The organism is Chitinophaga qingshengii, from assembly GCF_014529935.1.
Taxonomy (GTDB): domain Bacteria; phylum Bacteroidota; class Bacteroidia; order Chitinophagales; family Chitinophagaceae; genus Chitinophaga; species Chitinophaga qingshengii.
The window spans coordinates 168,686-185,606 of record NZ_JACVFC010000004.1; the positions used below are offsets into that span (position 1 = coordinate 168,686).

Here is a 16,921-nt window from a genome sequence, read left to right on the forward strand (position 1 = left end):
CTATGATTAGAAACTATTTTCTGGTAGCGATCAGGAATATATGGCGCAATAAAGTATTCTCTCTCCTGAATATTGCAGGACTGGTAGTGGGTATCAGCGCTGCCCTGGTGGTATACCTGGTCGTGTTCTATGAATCGGGGTTTAATAAAAATGTGGCCGACAGGGAGCATCTTTACCGGGTGGTGTCTACCATCACTTTTACCGGGGATAGTGTAAAGAATGCCGGGGTGCCGATACCTTTGATAGCAGTAGCAAAGGAGAATATTCCCCAGGTAGAAAAAGTGGTGAACTTCTTTAGAAACGATGTTACAAGCCGTATCACGGTAGATAGAAAAGATTTTAAGAATAAGGAAGATATCATTTTTGCTGACAGGAGTTACACGGACATGCTGGGTTACCAATGGCTGGGCGGAACGGCTGCTACGGCGTTATCACAACCCTTTTCAGTAGTACTGACAGCAGAACGGGCCCGTCTCTATTTCCCCCGTTTGCAGGTGGACCAGGTGCTGGGAAAACAGCTCCTGTATGACGATAGTATCAGGCTTACCGTAACCGGTGTGGTGAAGAATTTGTCTTATCGTACCGATTTCTGGTTCCAGGAGATGATTTCGATGCCTACCATCAACGCCAACGCCGCGTTTAAAAAGGTGTATGCTTCCGACAACTGGCAGAACATCGGTTCTTCCACGCAGCTGTTCCTGAAACTACGGCCGGGAGCCGCACCACAGGAGGTAAATGCCACGCTGGCTAAGTATATGGCTCCCAATAATAATAAAGACTTTGCCACCACAATGGCGCTGGAGCCGCTGGAAGATCTTCATTTTAGCCAGGATTTCCAGGCATATTACCGGACTGCGGACAGAAAGCAGCTGCGTATCCTGACGCTGATAGCCCTGGCGCTGTTGGGGTTGGCGGTGATCAATTTTGTGAACCTGACTACCGCGCAGGCATCCCGCAGGGCAAAGGAAACCGGTATCCGGAAAGCTATCGGCGGTACTACCAGCCAGCTGATACGGCAGTTCCTGAGCGAAACGCTGGTACTCACCCTCATGGCAGCTATACTCTCTTTGCTGCTGGCGCCGCTGCTGATCCTCAGTTTCCATGCGTTTTTACCGGAGGACTTACCGGTGTCCCAGCTGTATACCGTACCGGTATTGGCATTCCTGTTCGCCCTGCCTGTGGTGGTGGCATTGCTGGCAGGCATATACCCGGCTTATGTGCTGGCGCGTTTTCAGCCGGTAGCGGTGTTGAAAACGAATACAGGTCGCAGTGCAGGGAAAGCGTGGTTGCGCCAGACGTTGACGGCAACACAGTTCACCGTCGCGCAGTTTTTTGTGATTGCCACCCTGATCGTGAGTAAACAAATCAATTTTTCCCTGAACAAAGACCTGGGATTCCGGAAAGACGCCATTCTGACTATTCCAACGCCCTATAGTGATGAAGATCCTGCCAGGCGAAACCAGCTGGAAGCGCGTATAGCAGCGCTGCCGGGAGTGGCTATGGTGAGTCTGTCGGGCAGAGCGCCGGTAATAAACGGCTCTATGACCAGTATTTTGAGCCGTAATAACGGCAAACAGGAGATAAAGAAATCCATAGAAGTGCGTTATGGCGATAGTGCTTACCTGCCTTTATACCAGCTTCCCTTGCTGGCCGGCAGAAACCTGACCACCACAGACTCTATACGGGAGTGGATACTCAATGAAAATGCGGTTACCGCATTGGGCTTTGATCGCCCGCAGGACGCCATCGGTCAGGTGGTGGAAGGGGCTCCGGTAGTAGGGGTGGTGAAGAATTTTGCCGTCAGAAGTGTGCGCAGTGAAATACCTGCAACCGCCATTGCCAGCTACGCCACGCGGTATCATCGCACCTTGCATGTGCGGCTACGCCAAACGGGCGAAGCCGGTGTTGTCTGGAAAAACGCCATTGCAGGTATGGAGCAGGCATGGAAGACAGTATATCCCCGGGAAGATTTCGATTATGAGTTCCTGGATAAAACCATTGCCAACCTGTACAGCAAGGAACAACGGATGGGCAACCTGTTAAACTGGTGCGCGGGACTGGCCATTTTTATCAGTATCCTGGGGTTGTTGGGCCTGGTGATTTTCACTACCGACCAGCGTACCAAAGAAATAGGTATCCGCAAAGTATTGGGCGCCACGGTATGGCAGGTAGTGCGTATGCTGACCGGTGACTTTATGAAACCGGTACTGATAGCCTTTCTGCTGGCGATACCATTGTCCTGGTGGGCCATGAATCAATGGTTGCAATCCTTTGCCTACCGTACCGGCCTTTCCTGGTGGATATTTCTGGCAGGAGGCATGATGATGGCCTTCATGGCGCTGGCGGCCATGAGTCTGAAAACAATAAAGGCCGCCCTGAGTAATCCGGCCCATACTTTAAAAACTGAATAAAAAGATCCGGTGAAATGACATTATATTGCTTTACCGGAAAACCAAAAGCAAGTCTATATTCTTAAAAAAAACTATCATGATACAACTGCAGAAAATATCCAAGCATTACCCGGTAGGATTTGGGAAAAATGAGATTCTGAAAGATATTGACCTGACTATTGAGGAAGGAGAGTTTGTGTCGATTATGGGGCCTTCAGGATCCGGTAAGTCAACTTTGTTGCATATCCTGGGACTGCTGGAAGAACCTTCTGCCGGAGCATACCTCTTTCAGGGAGAGCGGGTGGATAAAATGAATGAAAAAAAACGGACGCAGTTACACCGCGGTGCTATCGGTTTTGTGTTTCAGGCTTATCACCTGATCGATGAACTGACCGTTTATGAAAACATTGAAACCCCGTTATTATATAAAAGTCTTTCCGGTTCCGAGCGAAAAAGTAAGGTGGCAGATGTGCTCGACAGGTTTAATATGGTAGCCAAAAAGGACCTTTTCCCTAATCAGTTGTCTGGCGGGCAACAGCAGCTGGTGGGTATTGCCAGGGCCATTGTAGCAGAGCCCCGGGTGATCCTGGCAGATGAGCCTACCGGTAACCTCCATTCCGATCAGGCGAAATCGATCATGGAACTGTTTAAACAACTCAATGAGCAGGATAAAATAACCATTGTACAGGTAACTCACTCCGATCTGAATGCCACCTATGGAAACCGGATTATCCAGATCCGGGATGGACATATACAGGGATAAATTCAGAAAGGTGTTTTCTGTCAGTATTAATCTGTAAAAAAATAAGTATGTTGTATATGCGTGGCGTTAGGAATGACACCATACCTAACAAAATTTTGCCTTCTATCAAGAAGGGAGGAAAACTATCCTTACATTTATTATATTTTTGGCCTGTTATGAGAATATCCCAAATCACAGGAGTTTTCCTGGTTTTCTGCTTTTTCGCTAACATAACCCCAACAGTGGCGCAGGATACGTGGAGTTTGAAACGGTGTGTGGATTATGCGATGGAACATAGTATCACTGTAAAACAACAGGAGGTACAAAAGCGGCTGGCTGACCTCACCCTGCAGCAAAGCCGTCTCAGTATGATACCCGGTTTTTCCGGCCAGATCAATGCCGGCTATTCTGATGGTAGAACCAATGACATCGTGACAAACCAGTATATTAACCAATCCATTTTTAATGCCAGCGGGCAGCTGTCAATGGGGGGGGATATTTTTAACTGGTTTTCCAAACAAAATACCATCGCGGCCAACAGGCTGGATGCGGAATCCAATAGCTTTCTGCTGCAAAAAGCCCGTAACGACCTTGCTTTTAATGTTGCAACAGCTTTTCTGCAGATTTTATTAAAAACAGAGCAGGTAAAAGTGAACGAAGTACAGGTACATCAAACCTTATCTAATCTCGATAACACTAAAAAACTGGTGATTGCCGGTTCTGTTCCTGAAAGCAACCAGGCTGACCTGGAAGCGCAATTGGCGCAGGACAGTACCAACCTGGTGACCGCCAAGAATGACGTAATTTTGTCTATCTTACAGATGAAAGCATACCTGAACCTGGGTTTCGATATTGCTTTTGTGCCGGAAATCCCGGAAAATGTATCATCCCTGCCTATCACCCCGCTGGGGGAAATGGACCCGGAAATGGTATATAGCGCCGCACTCACCACTTATCCACTGGTAAAGTCCGATGAGCTGAGAATAAAAAGCGCCGACAAGACGTTTAGAGCTACCAGAGGACAACTGTACCCCGCATTGACAATTGGAGGTGGGTTGAGTACCGGTTATGCCAACAACTTCTATGACCGGAACATGAAGCTGGTTCCCTTTGGTCAGCAGATTGACAATACCTTCAACAAAAACATCGGGCTGGGATTGAGAATTCCGATATTTAACGGTTACCAGCAACGGACCGCTGTTTCCAAAGCAAAGGTGAATGTGTATAATATGCAGCTGAACCGTGATCTGGATAACCAGAAACTGCGCCAGGACATTTATACTGCCCATGCCAACGCGGTAGCCGCGCTGCAGAAATACAACGCTTCTGCCACCGGTGTAATGGCCGCACAGAAAGCGTATGATTTTGCTACCAAACGCTTTAACCTGGGGTTAATGAACACCATTGACTATATCACAACGCAAACCAGATTGTTCAAAGCCCAGATTGATAAAGTCTCGGCACAATACGACTATATTTTTAAAATGAAATTGCTGGAATTTTACCGGGACCAGAGAATATCCCTGTAGGATACCGGGAAACAAATTGCTTTATGAAGAAGAAAAAGACCCTTTTTTGGCTCACGGGCTTAGGTTTACTTGTTATTTTGCTCATTGTTTTAAAAGCATCGGGTGTTATCGGTAAGGAAGAAGTGCTGAATGTAGCGGCAGACAAGGTGGAAAAGAAGAATATTATTGAGGTGGTGACCGCCAGCGGAAAGATTTATCCCGAAATAGAAGTAAAAGTTAGCTCCGACGTATCAGGCGAGATCACTGAATTAACAGTGCTGGAAGGTGATACGGTGAAAAAAGGCCAGGTACTGGCCCGTATTTACGGTGATATCTACGGCTCCATGGTAGACAAAGCCATGGCTTCCGTTAGTCAGTCGCAAGCCCAGCTGGCCAATACAGCGGCGGCGCTCAATTCCTACAAAGCCCGTCTCGATCAAAACAAGGCCGCTTATCTTCGTAATAAAGAATTGCTCGGACAGAAAGTAATCTCCCGCTCGGAATATGAAACCAGCGAAGCTGCTTACCTGTCTGCCCAGGCTGATTACAATGCTGCCCAGCAACAAATCAACAGCAGTAAATATGGCGTACAGAGTGCACAAGCCAACCTGAACGAAGCTAATAAAAACCTCGGTCGTACTACTATCACCGCACCCATGAACGGTATCGTGTCCCTCCTGAATGTAAAGAAAGGAGAACGCGTGGTGGGTACCGCCCAGATGACCGGTACTGAAATGCTGCGTATTGCAGATCTCAGCCGCATGGAAGTACAGGTGGATGTGGGAGAAAACGATATTCCCCGGGTAAAATATGGCGATACTGCTATTATTGAGGTAGATGCCTATAATAACCGCCGTTTCAAAGGAGTGGTAACACAAATCGCCAGCTCCAGTAAAGGAGCTGCTACGGCTACTGCAGCTACTGCTTCTTCCGCCGAGCAGGTGACCAGCTATATTGTGCATATCCGCATCCTGCCGGAATCCTATGCCGATCTGCTGGACCGTTCTCGCCATAAAGCATTTCCTTTCCGTCCCGGCATGAGCGCCAGCGTGGATATTCAAACCCGTCACGAAAACAATGTACTGGCGATACCTATCAACGCCGTTACTACCCGCGACGCAGATTCCACCAAAAGCGGTGATAAAAAACCGGAGAACTCCGGTAGCAACAAATCGGATATGAATGAAGTGGTATTCGTATTACAGAAAGATAATTCTGTGAAAATGGTACCGGTAAAAACCGGTGTACAGGACGATACCAATATCCAGATCCTTTCCGGTTTGCAGGAAGGTGACCAGGTGATCAGCGCGCCTTACAGCGCGGTTTCCCGCTCCCTGTCCAACGGCAAAAAGGTGAAGGTGGTAGCTAAAGACAAACTTTTTGAAGGACAATCGAAATAGTCCCGCAAAGTAGCAAAGCAGCAAAGACGCAAAGCAAAGGCGGGAAGATCAATTTTTGATCTTCCCGCCTTTGCTTTCTTATAAAAACTTTGCTGCTTTGCTGCTTTGCGTCTTTGCGTGAAGGATTTCCTATCTTGCGTAAAATTAGTATTGTGAGTAAGGAGAATCGCATTGGTATTATCGGCAGTGGCAGTTGGGCTACTGCACTGGCCAAGATACTGACAGACAATGGACAGCATATCCATTGGTGGATACGTAATGAAGATACCATCCGCCATATGCAGCAGCGGCATCATAACAAACATTACCTGACTTCTGTATATTTCGATACCAGCCTGTTGTCGCTCAGCAGCGATGTGCAGGCGGTAGTGGCAGCCTGTGATGAGGTGGTGCTGGCCGTGCCTTCGGCTTTTCTGACAGATGTGCTGGACCAGTTGCCATCATCGGCGCTGGAAGGAAAGCAGGTGATCTCCGCTATCAAGGGATTGGTGCCGGGCAACAACCAATTGATTCATGAATACCTGGAAGAGCAGTTTGGTTTGTCACCGGCGCATTACTTCACCATTACAGGCCCTTGTCATGCGGAAGAAGTGGCCAACGAAAAACTTTCTTACCTCACTTTTTCTGGCCTACACCAGGCGGCAGCGCAGGCTATCGCGGATAAATTTACCGGCAGCTACCTGCAAACCATCGTCAATACAGATATGATAGGAGTGCAGCTGGCCGCGGTGATGAAAAATATTTATGCTTTAGGCGCCGGTATTGCGCATGGACTGGAGTATGGCGATAATTTCCTGAGTGTATTTATTACCAACTGTTTCCGCGAGATGCAGGCTTTCCTGGAGCAATACGAGGCGCAAAAGGCCGTGCAGCAGGGCACGGAGCCGGTGGTGCATAACTATAGTGCCAGTGCTTACCTGGGCGATTTGCTGGTAACCTGTTACTCGCTGCATAGCAGGAACCGTACTTTCGGTAATATGATCGGTAAAGGTTATTCCGTGAAAGCTGCACAGCTGGAGCTGAATATGATTGCTGAGGGGTATTATGCCAGTAAATGCATGTATGAAATGAATAAGGAAATAGGGGCGGTGATGCCCGTTGCGCAAGCGGTTTATGCGATATTATGGCAGCAGGTGCATCCATCGGAAGCATTCCTGTCGCTCGAAAAAGGGTTTATCTAACCCAAGGACTGACGACTAGTAGTCGTCATAATCCTCGTAATTATCTTCCCCCACTTTTACAATGGCTTTTACTTTGGGAAAATACTGCTTTATCAGGGCAGCTATTTTCTCAAAGAGATAGTCATCCAGCTTAGGTCCTTCATAATATTCCACTTCATTGGTCTCATCAGAGATGATGTATTCTGTAACGGTCTGATCTACGATTGCCAGAAATCTTCTTTCCTTGGCTACTTTCCGGATGTTGATTTTGGTGGGGACTCCATCCACGTTGAGGGTACATGCAATATGTCGCATAAGCGCGGTAAGGTTTTTATAATGAATAGATAGATTTGATCCAGAGCAACTAGCTGTTAATAGCCTAAAAGGAGTGTGTTAATCTTTGGTTAATTGGGTTCAATATGGTTATGAGTTTAAAATTAAGCAAGTTTGGACAATTAACAAAATTGTATACATTTTTTTGTTTTTTGTAATTGTTTTGACTGATGATAAATAATTGTTTTTTACCCGTTTTTTACTCCTGATAATGAATAATGGAGATATTTTAAACAAAATATCCATTCCCGGAGCATTCTTTTCTTATCTGGACAAATAATTTACAATTGTAAATATAAATAATTATATCAAATGTTAATCAAATCTAAACGAGTCCAAAATTGTTTCCACAGGCGGGAAAATGGGATAAACATATGTGGATAATTTTCTACAGTTTTAGTTTGATGAATTCGCTTAAAAGCCATGGTAGGGGCATTGGATTGATATTTGAAAAGCTATACGTCCCGGACTAACCCATTAGGTTCGCTGTGAAACGAAAGCCTTAAATTTTTGACCAATGACTAAAAACTTGCTTTTTGTATCCTCCTTTCCGCCCCGTGAGTGCGGCATTGCTACATTTGCGCAAGATCTGATCAACGCGCTGGACAAAACTTTCGCCGGAAAACTGCATATCGACGTTTGTGCACTGGAAGAGTCAGGAAAACCATGGGTAGATAAGCAAGCCCGTGTTACCTATTCCGTGAACCCTTTTGATATTGATAGCTGTATCGCCTTCGCGCAGCAAGTCAATGAAAACAGCAAAATAGACCTGCTCTGTTTTGAACACGAATTTGGCCTTTATGGAGGCGAATACGGGCATAACCTGCTGGCGATGCTGTCCCTGCTCGATAAGCCCTTTATCGTCCGTTTTCATACCGTATTGCCTGCTCCGGACCAAAAATGCCTGAAAGTAGTGAGCCTCATCAGCGCACTGGCGACCAAAGTAACAGCGATGACCCGCTCCTCAGTGGATCTGCTCCGCGATATATACCAGGTGCCGGCACATAAAATAGTACATATTCCCCATGGTACCCATGCTCATATCATCGACGATGTAAACGCCCTTAAAAAACAATACGACCTGGAGGATAAGCTGGTACTCAGCACCTTCGGCCTGTTAAGTGAAAATAAAGGGCTGGAAACAGGCATCAGGGCCATGAAGGAAATCGTTCAACATTATCCCGATGCCATCTATCTCATTTTAGGTAAAACCCACCCGGTAGTGGTTGCCCGCGAAGGAGAGCGCTACCGCCAGCGACTGGAAGAAATGGTAAAGGAATATCAGCTGGAAAACAACGTACGGTTTGTGAATACCTACCTTTCTCTCCCTGCCTTGCTGGATTATTTATCACTGACAGATATTTACCTCTTCACCTCCAAAGACCCCCATCAGGCTGTAAGCGGCACCTTTGTATACGCGATGAGCGCAGGTTGTGCGGTCATTTCCACAGCTTTTGTACAAGCCCGCGAAATGCTGGATGAAAGCTGCGGCTGCCTGATCGATTTTAACAATGCCGGCCAGCTGGCGGAAGCTGCCATGAAATTGTTGGGTAACCCGGAACTCCGTGCCCGTATGAGCCGCAACGCTATCGAAAAAACACGCAGTTCCATCTGGGATAACGTGGCCATTGCCCATATGGCCATGTTCAGCAGCGTGCTGGATGATAATAAAGTGACCATGCCTAACCTGCCGGCGCCTTACCTGGACCACATCGACCGCCTCACGGATGAAATGGGGATGCTGCAGTTTGCCAATCACGATGTGCCGGACCCCGCTCACGGCTATACGCTCGACGATAACGCCAGGGCCCTGATAGCCCTCTGCATGTATATTTCCACGATCAAATCCACCAGCTTCGCGGATTCCCTGATCCGGAAATACATCCGTTTTATCGCTTACTGCAGTAAACCCTCCGGACGTTTCCTCAACTATGTGGACAAAGAAGGGAATTTCACTGCCCAAAACGGGGAAGTAAACCTGGAAGACGCTAACGGTCGTACCATATGGGCGCTCGGTTATGCGCTCTCCTGCCATCGTTCCCTGTCTTTCGATATCATCCAGGAATTGTTGTCGCTTTTCAGACCCAGCCTGCGCTGGGTGAGTACTTTAACGTCCCCCAGAGCGATGGCGTTTGCTATCAAAGGCCTGTTTTATTCGCTGCAATACAGAAAAACAGAACAGGTAGCCGATCTCCTCCATAAATTGGCCTCCGGATTGCAGGAACTTTATACAGCGGAAGCGGATGATAACTGGAAATGGTTTGAATCCAGCCTTACCTACGGCAATGCCGTGCTTCCGGAAGCCATGATGATGGCCTTCCAGGTAACGGGTAATCCCGCTTTCCGTAAAACGGCCGAAGAGAGCCTGGCATTTCTGTGTAGCAAGACCTTTACCGATAGTTATATGAAAGTCATCAGTAATAAAACATGGTATCATAAAAACACACCTCCTGTCAACGAAGCCGGAGGCGAGCAATCTATAGAAGTGGCTTATACCATGCTGGCGCTGGACACTTTTTTTAATACCACTAAAAACCAATTGTACCTGGAAAAAATGCGCGTCGCCTTCAGTTGGTACCTGGGGAATAACCATCTTAAACAACTGGTTTACAACCCCCTTACCTACGGCTGCTATGATGGACTGGAACGTACCAACGTCAACCAGAACCAGGGCGCCGAATCGACCGTGTGCTATCTGATAGCCCGTCTTTTAATGGAACAATGGAACAAACACAAGTATGTTACAACCAAAAAAGACATCCGTGAACCGATCCGGATTGGGTTCAATGGATAATAAAATACAGAATGGACCCAGTATCCTGATTATCGATGATGAACCGGACATCTGTCGGTTACTGCAATTAACACTCGTCAGGCATGGCTACCAGGTCAAATATGTACATGCGCTGACCGATGGTTTGATATATCTGCAACAACAGCAGCCGGACCTGCTGTTTCTGGATATTCACCTGCCCGACGGATCGGGACTGGACGCATTACCGGTAATCAGGAAGAAATGCCCATCTTTACCGGTGATTACCATCAGTGCCTATGATAACGGTATGGAAAAACAAAAAGCCCTCAGCGCAGGTGCTACTTTCTTCCTGCCTAAACCTTTCAGTGTAAAACATGTTGATGAACTGATAGGCAGTATCAGGCACTAGCGGCCCCAAGCCCGGATTTATTTAGTAATTTTAGATAGCTGTTGACAAATACCACATATTAGAGAAGTATGAAAAATATTCTGATTATAGATGACGAGATCAATATCTGTACGCTCCTCAGTAAATTTCTGAGTAAACATGGGTTTAATGTAGATACCACCATGACGGGCGCCGCTGCGCTCAAAATGATGAAGGAAAAAACATTCGATCTCGTATTATGCGACTACAGGCTGAAAGACACTGATGGTGCCCAACTGCTGCAGGACATCCATCAAATCAATCCGCAAACGATCGTCATTATTATCACCGGCTACACGGATGTGCGCGTAGCGGTGGAAATGGTGAAAAACGGGGCATATGACTATCTGTCAAAACCACTGTATCCGGATGAAATTCTCAACCTGGTGCACAAAGCATTTGCACACAAGGAATCGGAACAGGAACGCCTGGCGGTTCAACCGGTAGATGCCGGCAGCGCGCCGGAAGCCCGGGAAACACTGTTGTCCCGCAACCAGAGCGAAAAAAATGACAAATATGTATATGGTGAAAGTGAAGGCGCCCGTGAATTAATCCGGCAGATTAAACTGGTAGCGCCCACAGACTACAGTGTGATTATCTTCGGTGAAACCGGTACTGGTAAGGAATCCGTAGCACACCTGATCCACCATCACAGCAAACGTTCTTCACAACCATTCGTAGCGCTGGACTGCGGCAGTCTCTCCAAAGAGCTGGCAGCAAGCGAATTGTTCGGACACGAAAAAGGCGCGTTCACAGGTGCAATCGGTACCAAAATCGGCGCCTTTGAACAGGCACAGGGGGGAACGCTTTTCCTCGATGAAATATCCAACCTGTCTTATGATATCCAGGTAGCCATGCTGCGTGTATTACAGGAAAAAGTGATCCGCCGCGTAGGCAGCCTCAAGGAAATACCCGTTGATGTACGTATCATCGTCGCCTCTAATGAAAAGCTCTCTGAATCCGTACAACGCGGCAAATTCCGGGAAGATCTTTTCCACCGCTTTAATGAATTTACCATCTACATTCCACCACTGCGCGAACGCAGGGAGGACCTGTCGCTGTTTGTGGCCGCCTTTGTGGAACAGGTGGAAAGAGAACTGGAAAAATCCTGTGGCAAAATATCGCCGGAAGTATGGAAATGTTTCCATCAATACAACTGGCCGGGGAATATCCGCGAACTGAAAAATATTATCCGCCGTGCCTGCCTGCTGACACCGGAAATGCAGGAGATTAGCATGGCTGCCCTGCCATTGGAAATGAAAGAAGCATTTGCCCAACCACAGGAAGAATTGCCGGTAAGTGGAGAACTGGCTATCATGGCCAATGACAACGACCTGAAAACAGTGGCACTGCAGGCTGAATACAATAAAATCATTAATGTACTGAAAGAAGTAAAATACAATAAAACCAAAGCGGCGCAACTGCTGAACATCGACCGTAAAACACTGTACAATAAGCTACGATTATTGAATATTAATTATTAAAAGATATAGGCAGAAACGGGCAGGATTTTTTTCCTGCCCGTTTTTTGCTTAACAACCAGGAAAACCCGATCTATCAAAAACCGGCAGCAATGAAACCACTATCCGAAAAAAAATCCGGCGCACGTTTTTTTGAAGCCATGGCCGCCAGGGTAATTGCCGCTACCGGCAGCGCCTGGGCATTTTTTGTAGCACTTGGTATAATTATTATCTGGGGAATTACTGGTCCTGTCTTCCACTATTCAGACACCTGGCAACTGGTGATCAACACCGGCACTACTATCATCACTTTCCTGATGGTGTTTATCATTCAGAAATCACAGAATAAAGATTCCAAATCCATACAGCTAAAACTGAATGAACTCATTGCGGCACACAAACTGGCCAGCAACCGCCTCATCGATATAGAATCCCTTTCCGAAGAGGAGCTGGATATTCTGCACAAATACTATCGTGCGATGGCTGAAGAAACCAAAAAAAGAATCACCATGAATGAATCACATTCAGTGGAAGAAGCTATAGAAGGGGCTTTGAGCAAACATGAAGAACATCTTCGCAAACGTAAAAAATATACGGAAGGCGGTAGTCCGGGAGAAGATTAAACCGCCGGCAGCGTAATGGTAAATGTAGTCCCTTTTCCCTGCTCACTGTCAACGTGAATCGTCCCCTTGTGATTCAGCAAAATATTTTGTGTGCTGGTAAGCCCTAAACCCGTACCCTTGGCCTTATTGGTATAGAAAGGATCAAACAGTCTTGGGAGCTTGTCTTCCGGGATACCGATGCCATTATCGGAAATCTGTACCTGCGCTTTATCAAGATTACGCCGCGTGGTAATGGTGAGAATACCTTTGCCCGGCGCCATGGCTTCAATAGCATTGATGATGATATTCAGGAAGGCAATCACTACTTTTTCATCGTCGGCATTCACTTTTATATCGGGATCTGCCAACTGTTTGTTAAGCCGCATTTCATGCAGGTGCAATCTGTCCTGTGCCAGCCTGAGTGCTGTATTGATCAGCTGGTTGATGCCATGTTCTGCGGTATGCAGCTCTATCATGCGGGTACTGTCCAGTAGTTCGGTGATCAGCTGATTGATACGGGTGCAGTTACGTTCAATGATATCGGTGTAGAGGGAAGAGTCTTCGCTGGTTACCACCTCTTCTTCTTCCTTAAACTGACTTACTGCCAGCAATATATTGGTAAGCGGATTTCTGACTTCATGGGCTATAACACGGGCAATACGACCGGTGATCACAAATTTTTCCTGGTGTTGTTTTTCCTGTTCTTCTCTTTTTTTCTCGGTGATATCCTGTATAACACAAAGAAAAATTTGTGCTGCTTCATCCAGCATGACGGCATTGATGAGCACAAATAACTTTTTGCCGTCACGGGTTTTGAACTCGTACTCCTGCGTGCTGGCAACGTTATTATTACAGATATTCTCCAGGAACTGCTCGCTTGGTTCTGCAGATGCGAAAAGGTCGCGCAGGTGGAGCTTCAGAATTTCTTCCTTGTTATATTGAAGTCTCCGCAGTGCCGCAGGATTAGCATCGATGATATTTTTATCGCAATCGGCCAGGATAATCAGGTCGTGTGCTTTTTCAAAGATTCCGAAGTATTTTTTCTCACTTTCCTCAATGGTACGCAGATGTTTGTATTCATCGAGCGCATAGCGGATAGAGCGTTCCAGGAGGTCTGCAGTGATTTCACCTTTTACCAGGTAGTCGTATGCCCCGGCTTTCATGGCTTCCTGGTCAATGGCGTAATCGCCTTTGCCGGTAAGCATGATAACAGGCATGCTGTACTGCATCTCCTGAAAGTGATGAAGGATATCAAGGCCGGTATGTGGTCCCAGCCGGTAATCCACCAGGAATATATCATGGGCTTTTCTTTCTATCGCTTCTACGCCTTTTGGGTAGGTAGGGGCCCATTCCAGGGAATATTGACCAGGGGAAATATCACGTAGTAATTCCGTTACCAGGAAAAAATCGTCTTCATCGTCATCGATCATGAGTATCTGTATCGGGCGTTCGCTCATCTGGATAAGTTAAAGTTTGGCTCAGTTATCTATCCCTTAGCCCCCGCAAGAAAAATGCTAACTTTTTACTAAATCGCTTCAGCCTTCATTTTTGTTGTGCTGAACGAGGGGTAAAACAATGATAAACGTAGCACCATGGCCAGGTTCACCCTCTGCGAATATAAAACCGTTGTGGCTGTCAACAATTTTTTTGCAGATAGCCAGTCCTATCCCGGTGCCGGTATATTCGCTGATACCATGCAGGCGCTGGAAGATCAGGAATATCCTCTCCGCAAAGGCCGGATCGAAGCCGATACCATTGTCAATAATGCTGATGCGGCAGAAAAGTGCGTCTTTCCGGTTTTCCTTCACGAAAGGGAGATCTTTCCCCGAAACTACTTCCTGTTTGATATTGATAATAAGCGGCCGCTCGGGGCTGGCAAATTTAATTGCATTGGCGAGGATGTTCTGGAATAGCTGGTGGAAAGAGGTATCGCTGCCTTCTATTTCGGGCAGACTATCATAGGTAACGGTTACCTTTTTTTCTTCCAGGGTCACTTCCAGGTCGGTCAGCACTTCCTGTAGCAGCACGTTCATATCTACCCGGGTGATGCTTTCCGGTGTGAGGCGGCCAGCCCGGGAAAATACCAGCAGATCGTTGATCAGTACCCGCATCCGCGATACGGCGGATACCATCCTGTCTATTAGCTGAATAGCGTCGGGCGGCAGCTGTTCTTTGTATTTCATCTGCAACCGGTCGCTGAAAGTGGAGATCTTGCGTAAAGGTTCCTGAAGGTCGTGAGAGGCTACATAAGCAAACTGTTCCAGTTCCTGGTTGGTTTTATTGAGCAGGGAAATGTTTTGCTGAAGATCGCGCTGGTAGGACTTCATCTTACTCTCAATATGTAGTTGCAGCCTGAATTCGCGGGTGAGCGTTACATAGGAGTAGATACCGATCAGGATGGCCACAATAGAGGAGATGAAGATGACCGGTACCCATAGCACCGAGAAGAAATGGAACAGCTTCGACTTTTCATGTACCTGGTTTTCTTCGATACGGATCATGTCCTGCACTTTGCGGTCCAGCTGGTCCGCCGATTTTTCCCCTTCCTTTACGGAGCTTTCCTGCCGGGCTACGGTTTCTTTCTGGCTACCGGACAACAGTTGCTGGTATTTGATGGCCAGCAGCTGTCGCAGGGTGTCCAGGTGGCGTTGCTGCTGCGGACTTTCAGCCGTGATTTTACGTAGCAGCAGATATTCCTTTTCTATACGCTGGCTTCTTTCCTGCATACTGGGGTCCAGAAAGGCGCTGTCTTTCGTGAGGTTGTACCCCCGGATAGCGGCCTCTGCTTCTTTCAGTTGACGGGTAATTACTTCCAGCCGCTTGGATACTTCAATAGCATGATTAAGCCTGCCGGCGTTTTCCAGCAGGTTTTTAGCTACCAGGTAAGAGAAGATGGAAGCCGCTATGATAACCGTAAAGGCAATGAAAAACCCGATGCGTATTTTTTTGTGTACTGGAAAAAGCATTTGATTTCTACAATAGGTGGTTACTGGTGTAAGCAATTCAAGATACTATTTTATGTGTTAAAAACGGGTAACGGCGTTGCGTATTTTTCTGAAGCCCTTTCTGCGCAACTATTTCCACAGTATGCTACTTATTTCTACGGCTCATGCAGAATGGTAAATAGGCACTGCGGCGAGCGCCGGCGCAGTGATCTATATGCCGGTGAAATCTTTTGTGGTAGCGCTTCTTAATAGATATTGCACAGATGTTCGTAACATATGTTGCGGCATTGGAATGAACTTTGATTTTTTTCAGATAGTTATTTAACCCATAAAATCAGAAGCTATGAACCCGGAAAGAAAAAAACAGCCAGACGAGGAGCCTAAGCCAGATAAAGAAACGCCGGGAAAAGAAAACCCGACGCCTGTGCAGCCGCCTCCAGATAAACCGGAGCCTATTCCGGAAGAACTGCCGGAAAGGGAAGTTCCCCGTCAACCGGCGGATCCACAAGCTGAAAAAGCATTTCAAAGACACACACCAGATAAGTAGCATTTCTTCACGCAACAAATTTTTTAGTTTATGCCTACGTCCAAAACAACAGCAAAAGCAGTTTCCGCAAACAAAAGGCCCGCCCGCAAAAGCACTTCAGCGGAGCAAATGAGTAATTCCAAATTCCATGAATTGTTCATGGAAGAAATAAAAGACATTTACTGGGCCGAGAAAAACCTGGTAAAAGCATTGCCCAGGATGCAGAAAGCAGCTACTTCAGAAGAGCTGAAAAATGCCATCGGCAATCACCTGGAAGAAACAAAAACGCACGTTACCCGCCTGGAAGAAATTTTTGAAATGATGGGTAAAAGAGCCCAGGGGAAAAAATGTGATGCCATGGAAGGCCTGATATCCGAGGCGCAGCAGTGCATTGAAGATACTGATGAAGATTCCATGGTAAGGGATGCCGGCATCATCATTTGTGCGCAGAAGGTAGAACACTACGAAATTGCTGCCTATGGCAGCCTCCGTACCCTGGCTACTGTAATGGGACATACTGAGGCCGCCGATCTGCTGGAACAAACCCTGGAAGAAGAAAAACATGCAGACAGCCTGCTAACGGAGATCGCTGAGTCTACCGTTAATGAGGAAGCGGCTGCCGAATAAACCATGCTTGTCGTAAAAGATTGTTAGTTGTTGATATAGAAAACTG

At 46.9% G+C, this 16,921-nt stretch carries 14 protein-coding genes; 11 read left to right on the forward strand and 3 right to left on the reverse strand.

Annotated features, from left to right (window positions below):
- Positions 1-2: 2 nt before the first annotated feature.
- The 5 genes from ICL07_RS25075 to ICL07_RS25095 all read left to right on the forward strand — a co-directional run bounded on the left by ICL07_RS25075 (position 3) and on the right by ICL07_RS25095 (position 7,221).
- Complete coding sequence (locus ICL07_RS25075; protein ID WP_188090813.1) at positions 3-2,411, forward strand: ABC transporter permease; 2,409 nt, start codon at positions 3-5, stop codon at positions 2,409-2,411.
- 76 nt (positions 2,412-2,487) lie between these two features.
- Positions 2,488-3,153, forward strand: a complete 666-nt coding sequence (locus ICL07_RS25080) for an ABC transporter ATP-binding protein (protein WP_188090814.1) — start codon at positions 2,488-2,490, stop codon at positions 3,151-3,153.
- 155 nt (positions 3,154-3,308) lie between these two features.
- Entirely contained in the window at positions 3,309-4,661 is a 1,353-nt protein-coding gene (locus ICL07_RS25085) for a TolC family protein (protein ID WP_223152099.1), read from the forward strand.
- Between the two features lie 23 nt (positions 4,662-4,684).
- A complete protein-coding gene (locus tag ICL07_RS25090; RefSeq protein WP_188090816.1) occupies positions 4,685-6,040 on the forward strand; it encodes an efflux RND transporter periplasmic adaptor subunit in 1,356 nt (451 codons plus the stop codon).
- A 152-nt stretch (positions 6,041-6,192) separates the two neighbouring features.
- A complete protein-coding gene (locus ICL07_RS25095; protein ID WP_343071121.1) occupies positions 6,193-7,221 on the forward strand; it encodes an NAD(P)H-dependent glycerol-3-phosphate dehydrogenase in 1,029 nt (342 codons plus the stop codon).
- Positions 7,222-7,236: 15 nt separating this feature from the next.
- Here ICL07_RS25095 and ICL07_RS25100 read toward each other — a convergent pair whose 3' ends face one another.
- Positions 7,237-7,515 (reverse strand): hypothetical protein, encoded by a 279-nt coding sequence (locus ICL07_RS25100; RefSeq protein ID WP_078669906.1) that lies wholly within the window; start codon positions 7,513-7,515, stop codon positions 7,237-7,239.
- A 535-nt stretch (positions 7,516-8,050) separates the two neighbouring features.
- Here ICL07_RS25100 and ICL07_RS25105 point away from each other — a divergent pair.
- The 4 genes from ICL07_RS25105 (at position 8,051) to ICL07_RS25120 (ending at position 12,798) form a co-directional block, all read left to right on the forward strand.
- On the forward strand, positions 8,051-10,327 hold the full coding sequence (locus ICL07_RS25105; protein WP_188090817.1) for a glycosyltransferase: 2,277 nt from the start codon (positions 8,051-8,053) through the stop codon (positions 10,325-10,327).
- Positions 10,296-10,697, forward strand: a complete 402-nt coding sequence (locus ICL07_RS25110) for a response regulator (RefSeq protein ID WP_343071122.1) — start codon at positions 10,296-10,298, stop codon at positions 10,695-10,697. Before ICL07_RS25105 ends, ICL07_RS25110 begins: the two co-directional genes overlap by 32 nt.
- 68 nt (positions 10,698-10,765) lie before the next feature.
- Complete coding sequence (locus ICL07_RS25115) at positions 10,766-12,199, forward strand: sigma-54-dependent transcriptional regulator (RefSeq protein ID WP_188090819.1); 1,434 nt, start codon at positions 10,766-10,768, stop codon at positions 12,197-12,199.
- Positions 12,200-12,288: 89 nt separating this feature from the next.
- Complete coding sequence (locus tag ICL07_RS25120; RefSeq protein WP_188090820.1) at positions 12,289-12,798, forward strand: low affinity iron permease family protein; 510 nt, start codon at positions 12,289-12,291, stop codon at positions 12,796-12,798.
- Here ICL07_RS25120 and ICL07_RS25125 read toward each other — a convergent pair.
- Entirely contained in the window at positions 12,795-14,234 is a 1,440-nt protein-coding gene (locus ICL07_RS25125) for a hybrid sensor histidine kinase/response regulator (RefSeq protein WP_188090821.1), read from the reverse strand. The genes ICL07_RS25120 and ICL07_RS25125 overlap by 4 nt on opposite strands.
- 78 nt (positions 14,235-14,312) lie before the next feature.
- Complete coding sequence (locus ICL07_RS25130; RefSeq protein ID WP_188090822.1) at positions 14,313-15,743, reverse strand: sensor histidine kinase; 1,431 nt, start codon at positions 15,741-15,743, stop codon at positions 14,313-14,315.
- Positions 15,744-16,065: 322 nt separating this feature from the next.
- On the opposite strand from ICL07_RS25130, the gene ICL07_RS25135 reads away from it, so the two are divergent.
- Both ICL07_RS25135 and ICL07_RS25140 read left to right on the forward strand, forming a co-directional pair.
- Positions 16,066-16,269 carry a hypothetical protein gene (locus ICL07_RS25135; RefSeq protein WP_188090823.1) on the forward strand — a complete coding sequence of 68 codons (204 nt, stop codon included), beginning with the start codon at positions 16,066-16,068 and terminating at the stop codon, positions 16,267-16,269.
- A 30-nt stretch (positions 16,270-16,299) separates the two neighbouring features.
- Positions 16,300-16,875: a YciE/YciF ferroxidase family protein gene (locus ICL07_RS25140; RefSeq protein ID WP_188090824.1), complete on the forward strand. Its 576-nt coding sequence runs from the start codon at positions 16,300-16,302 to the stop codon at positions 16,873-16,875.
- Positions 16,876-16,921: the final 46 nt, after the last annotated feature.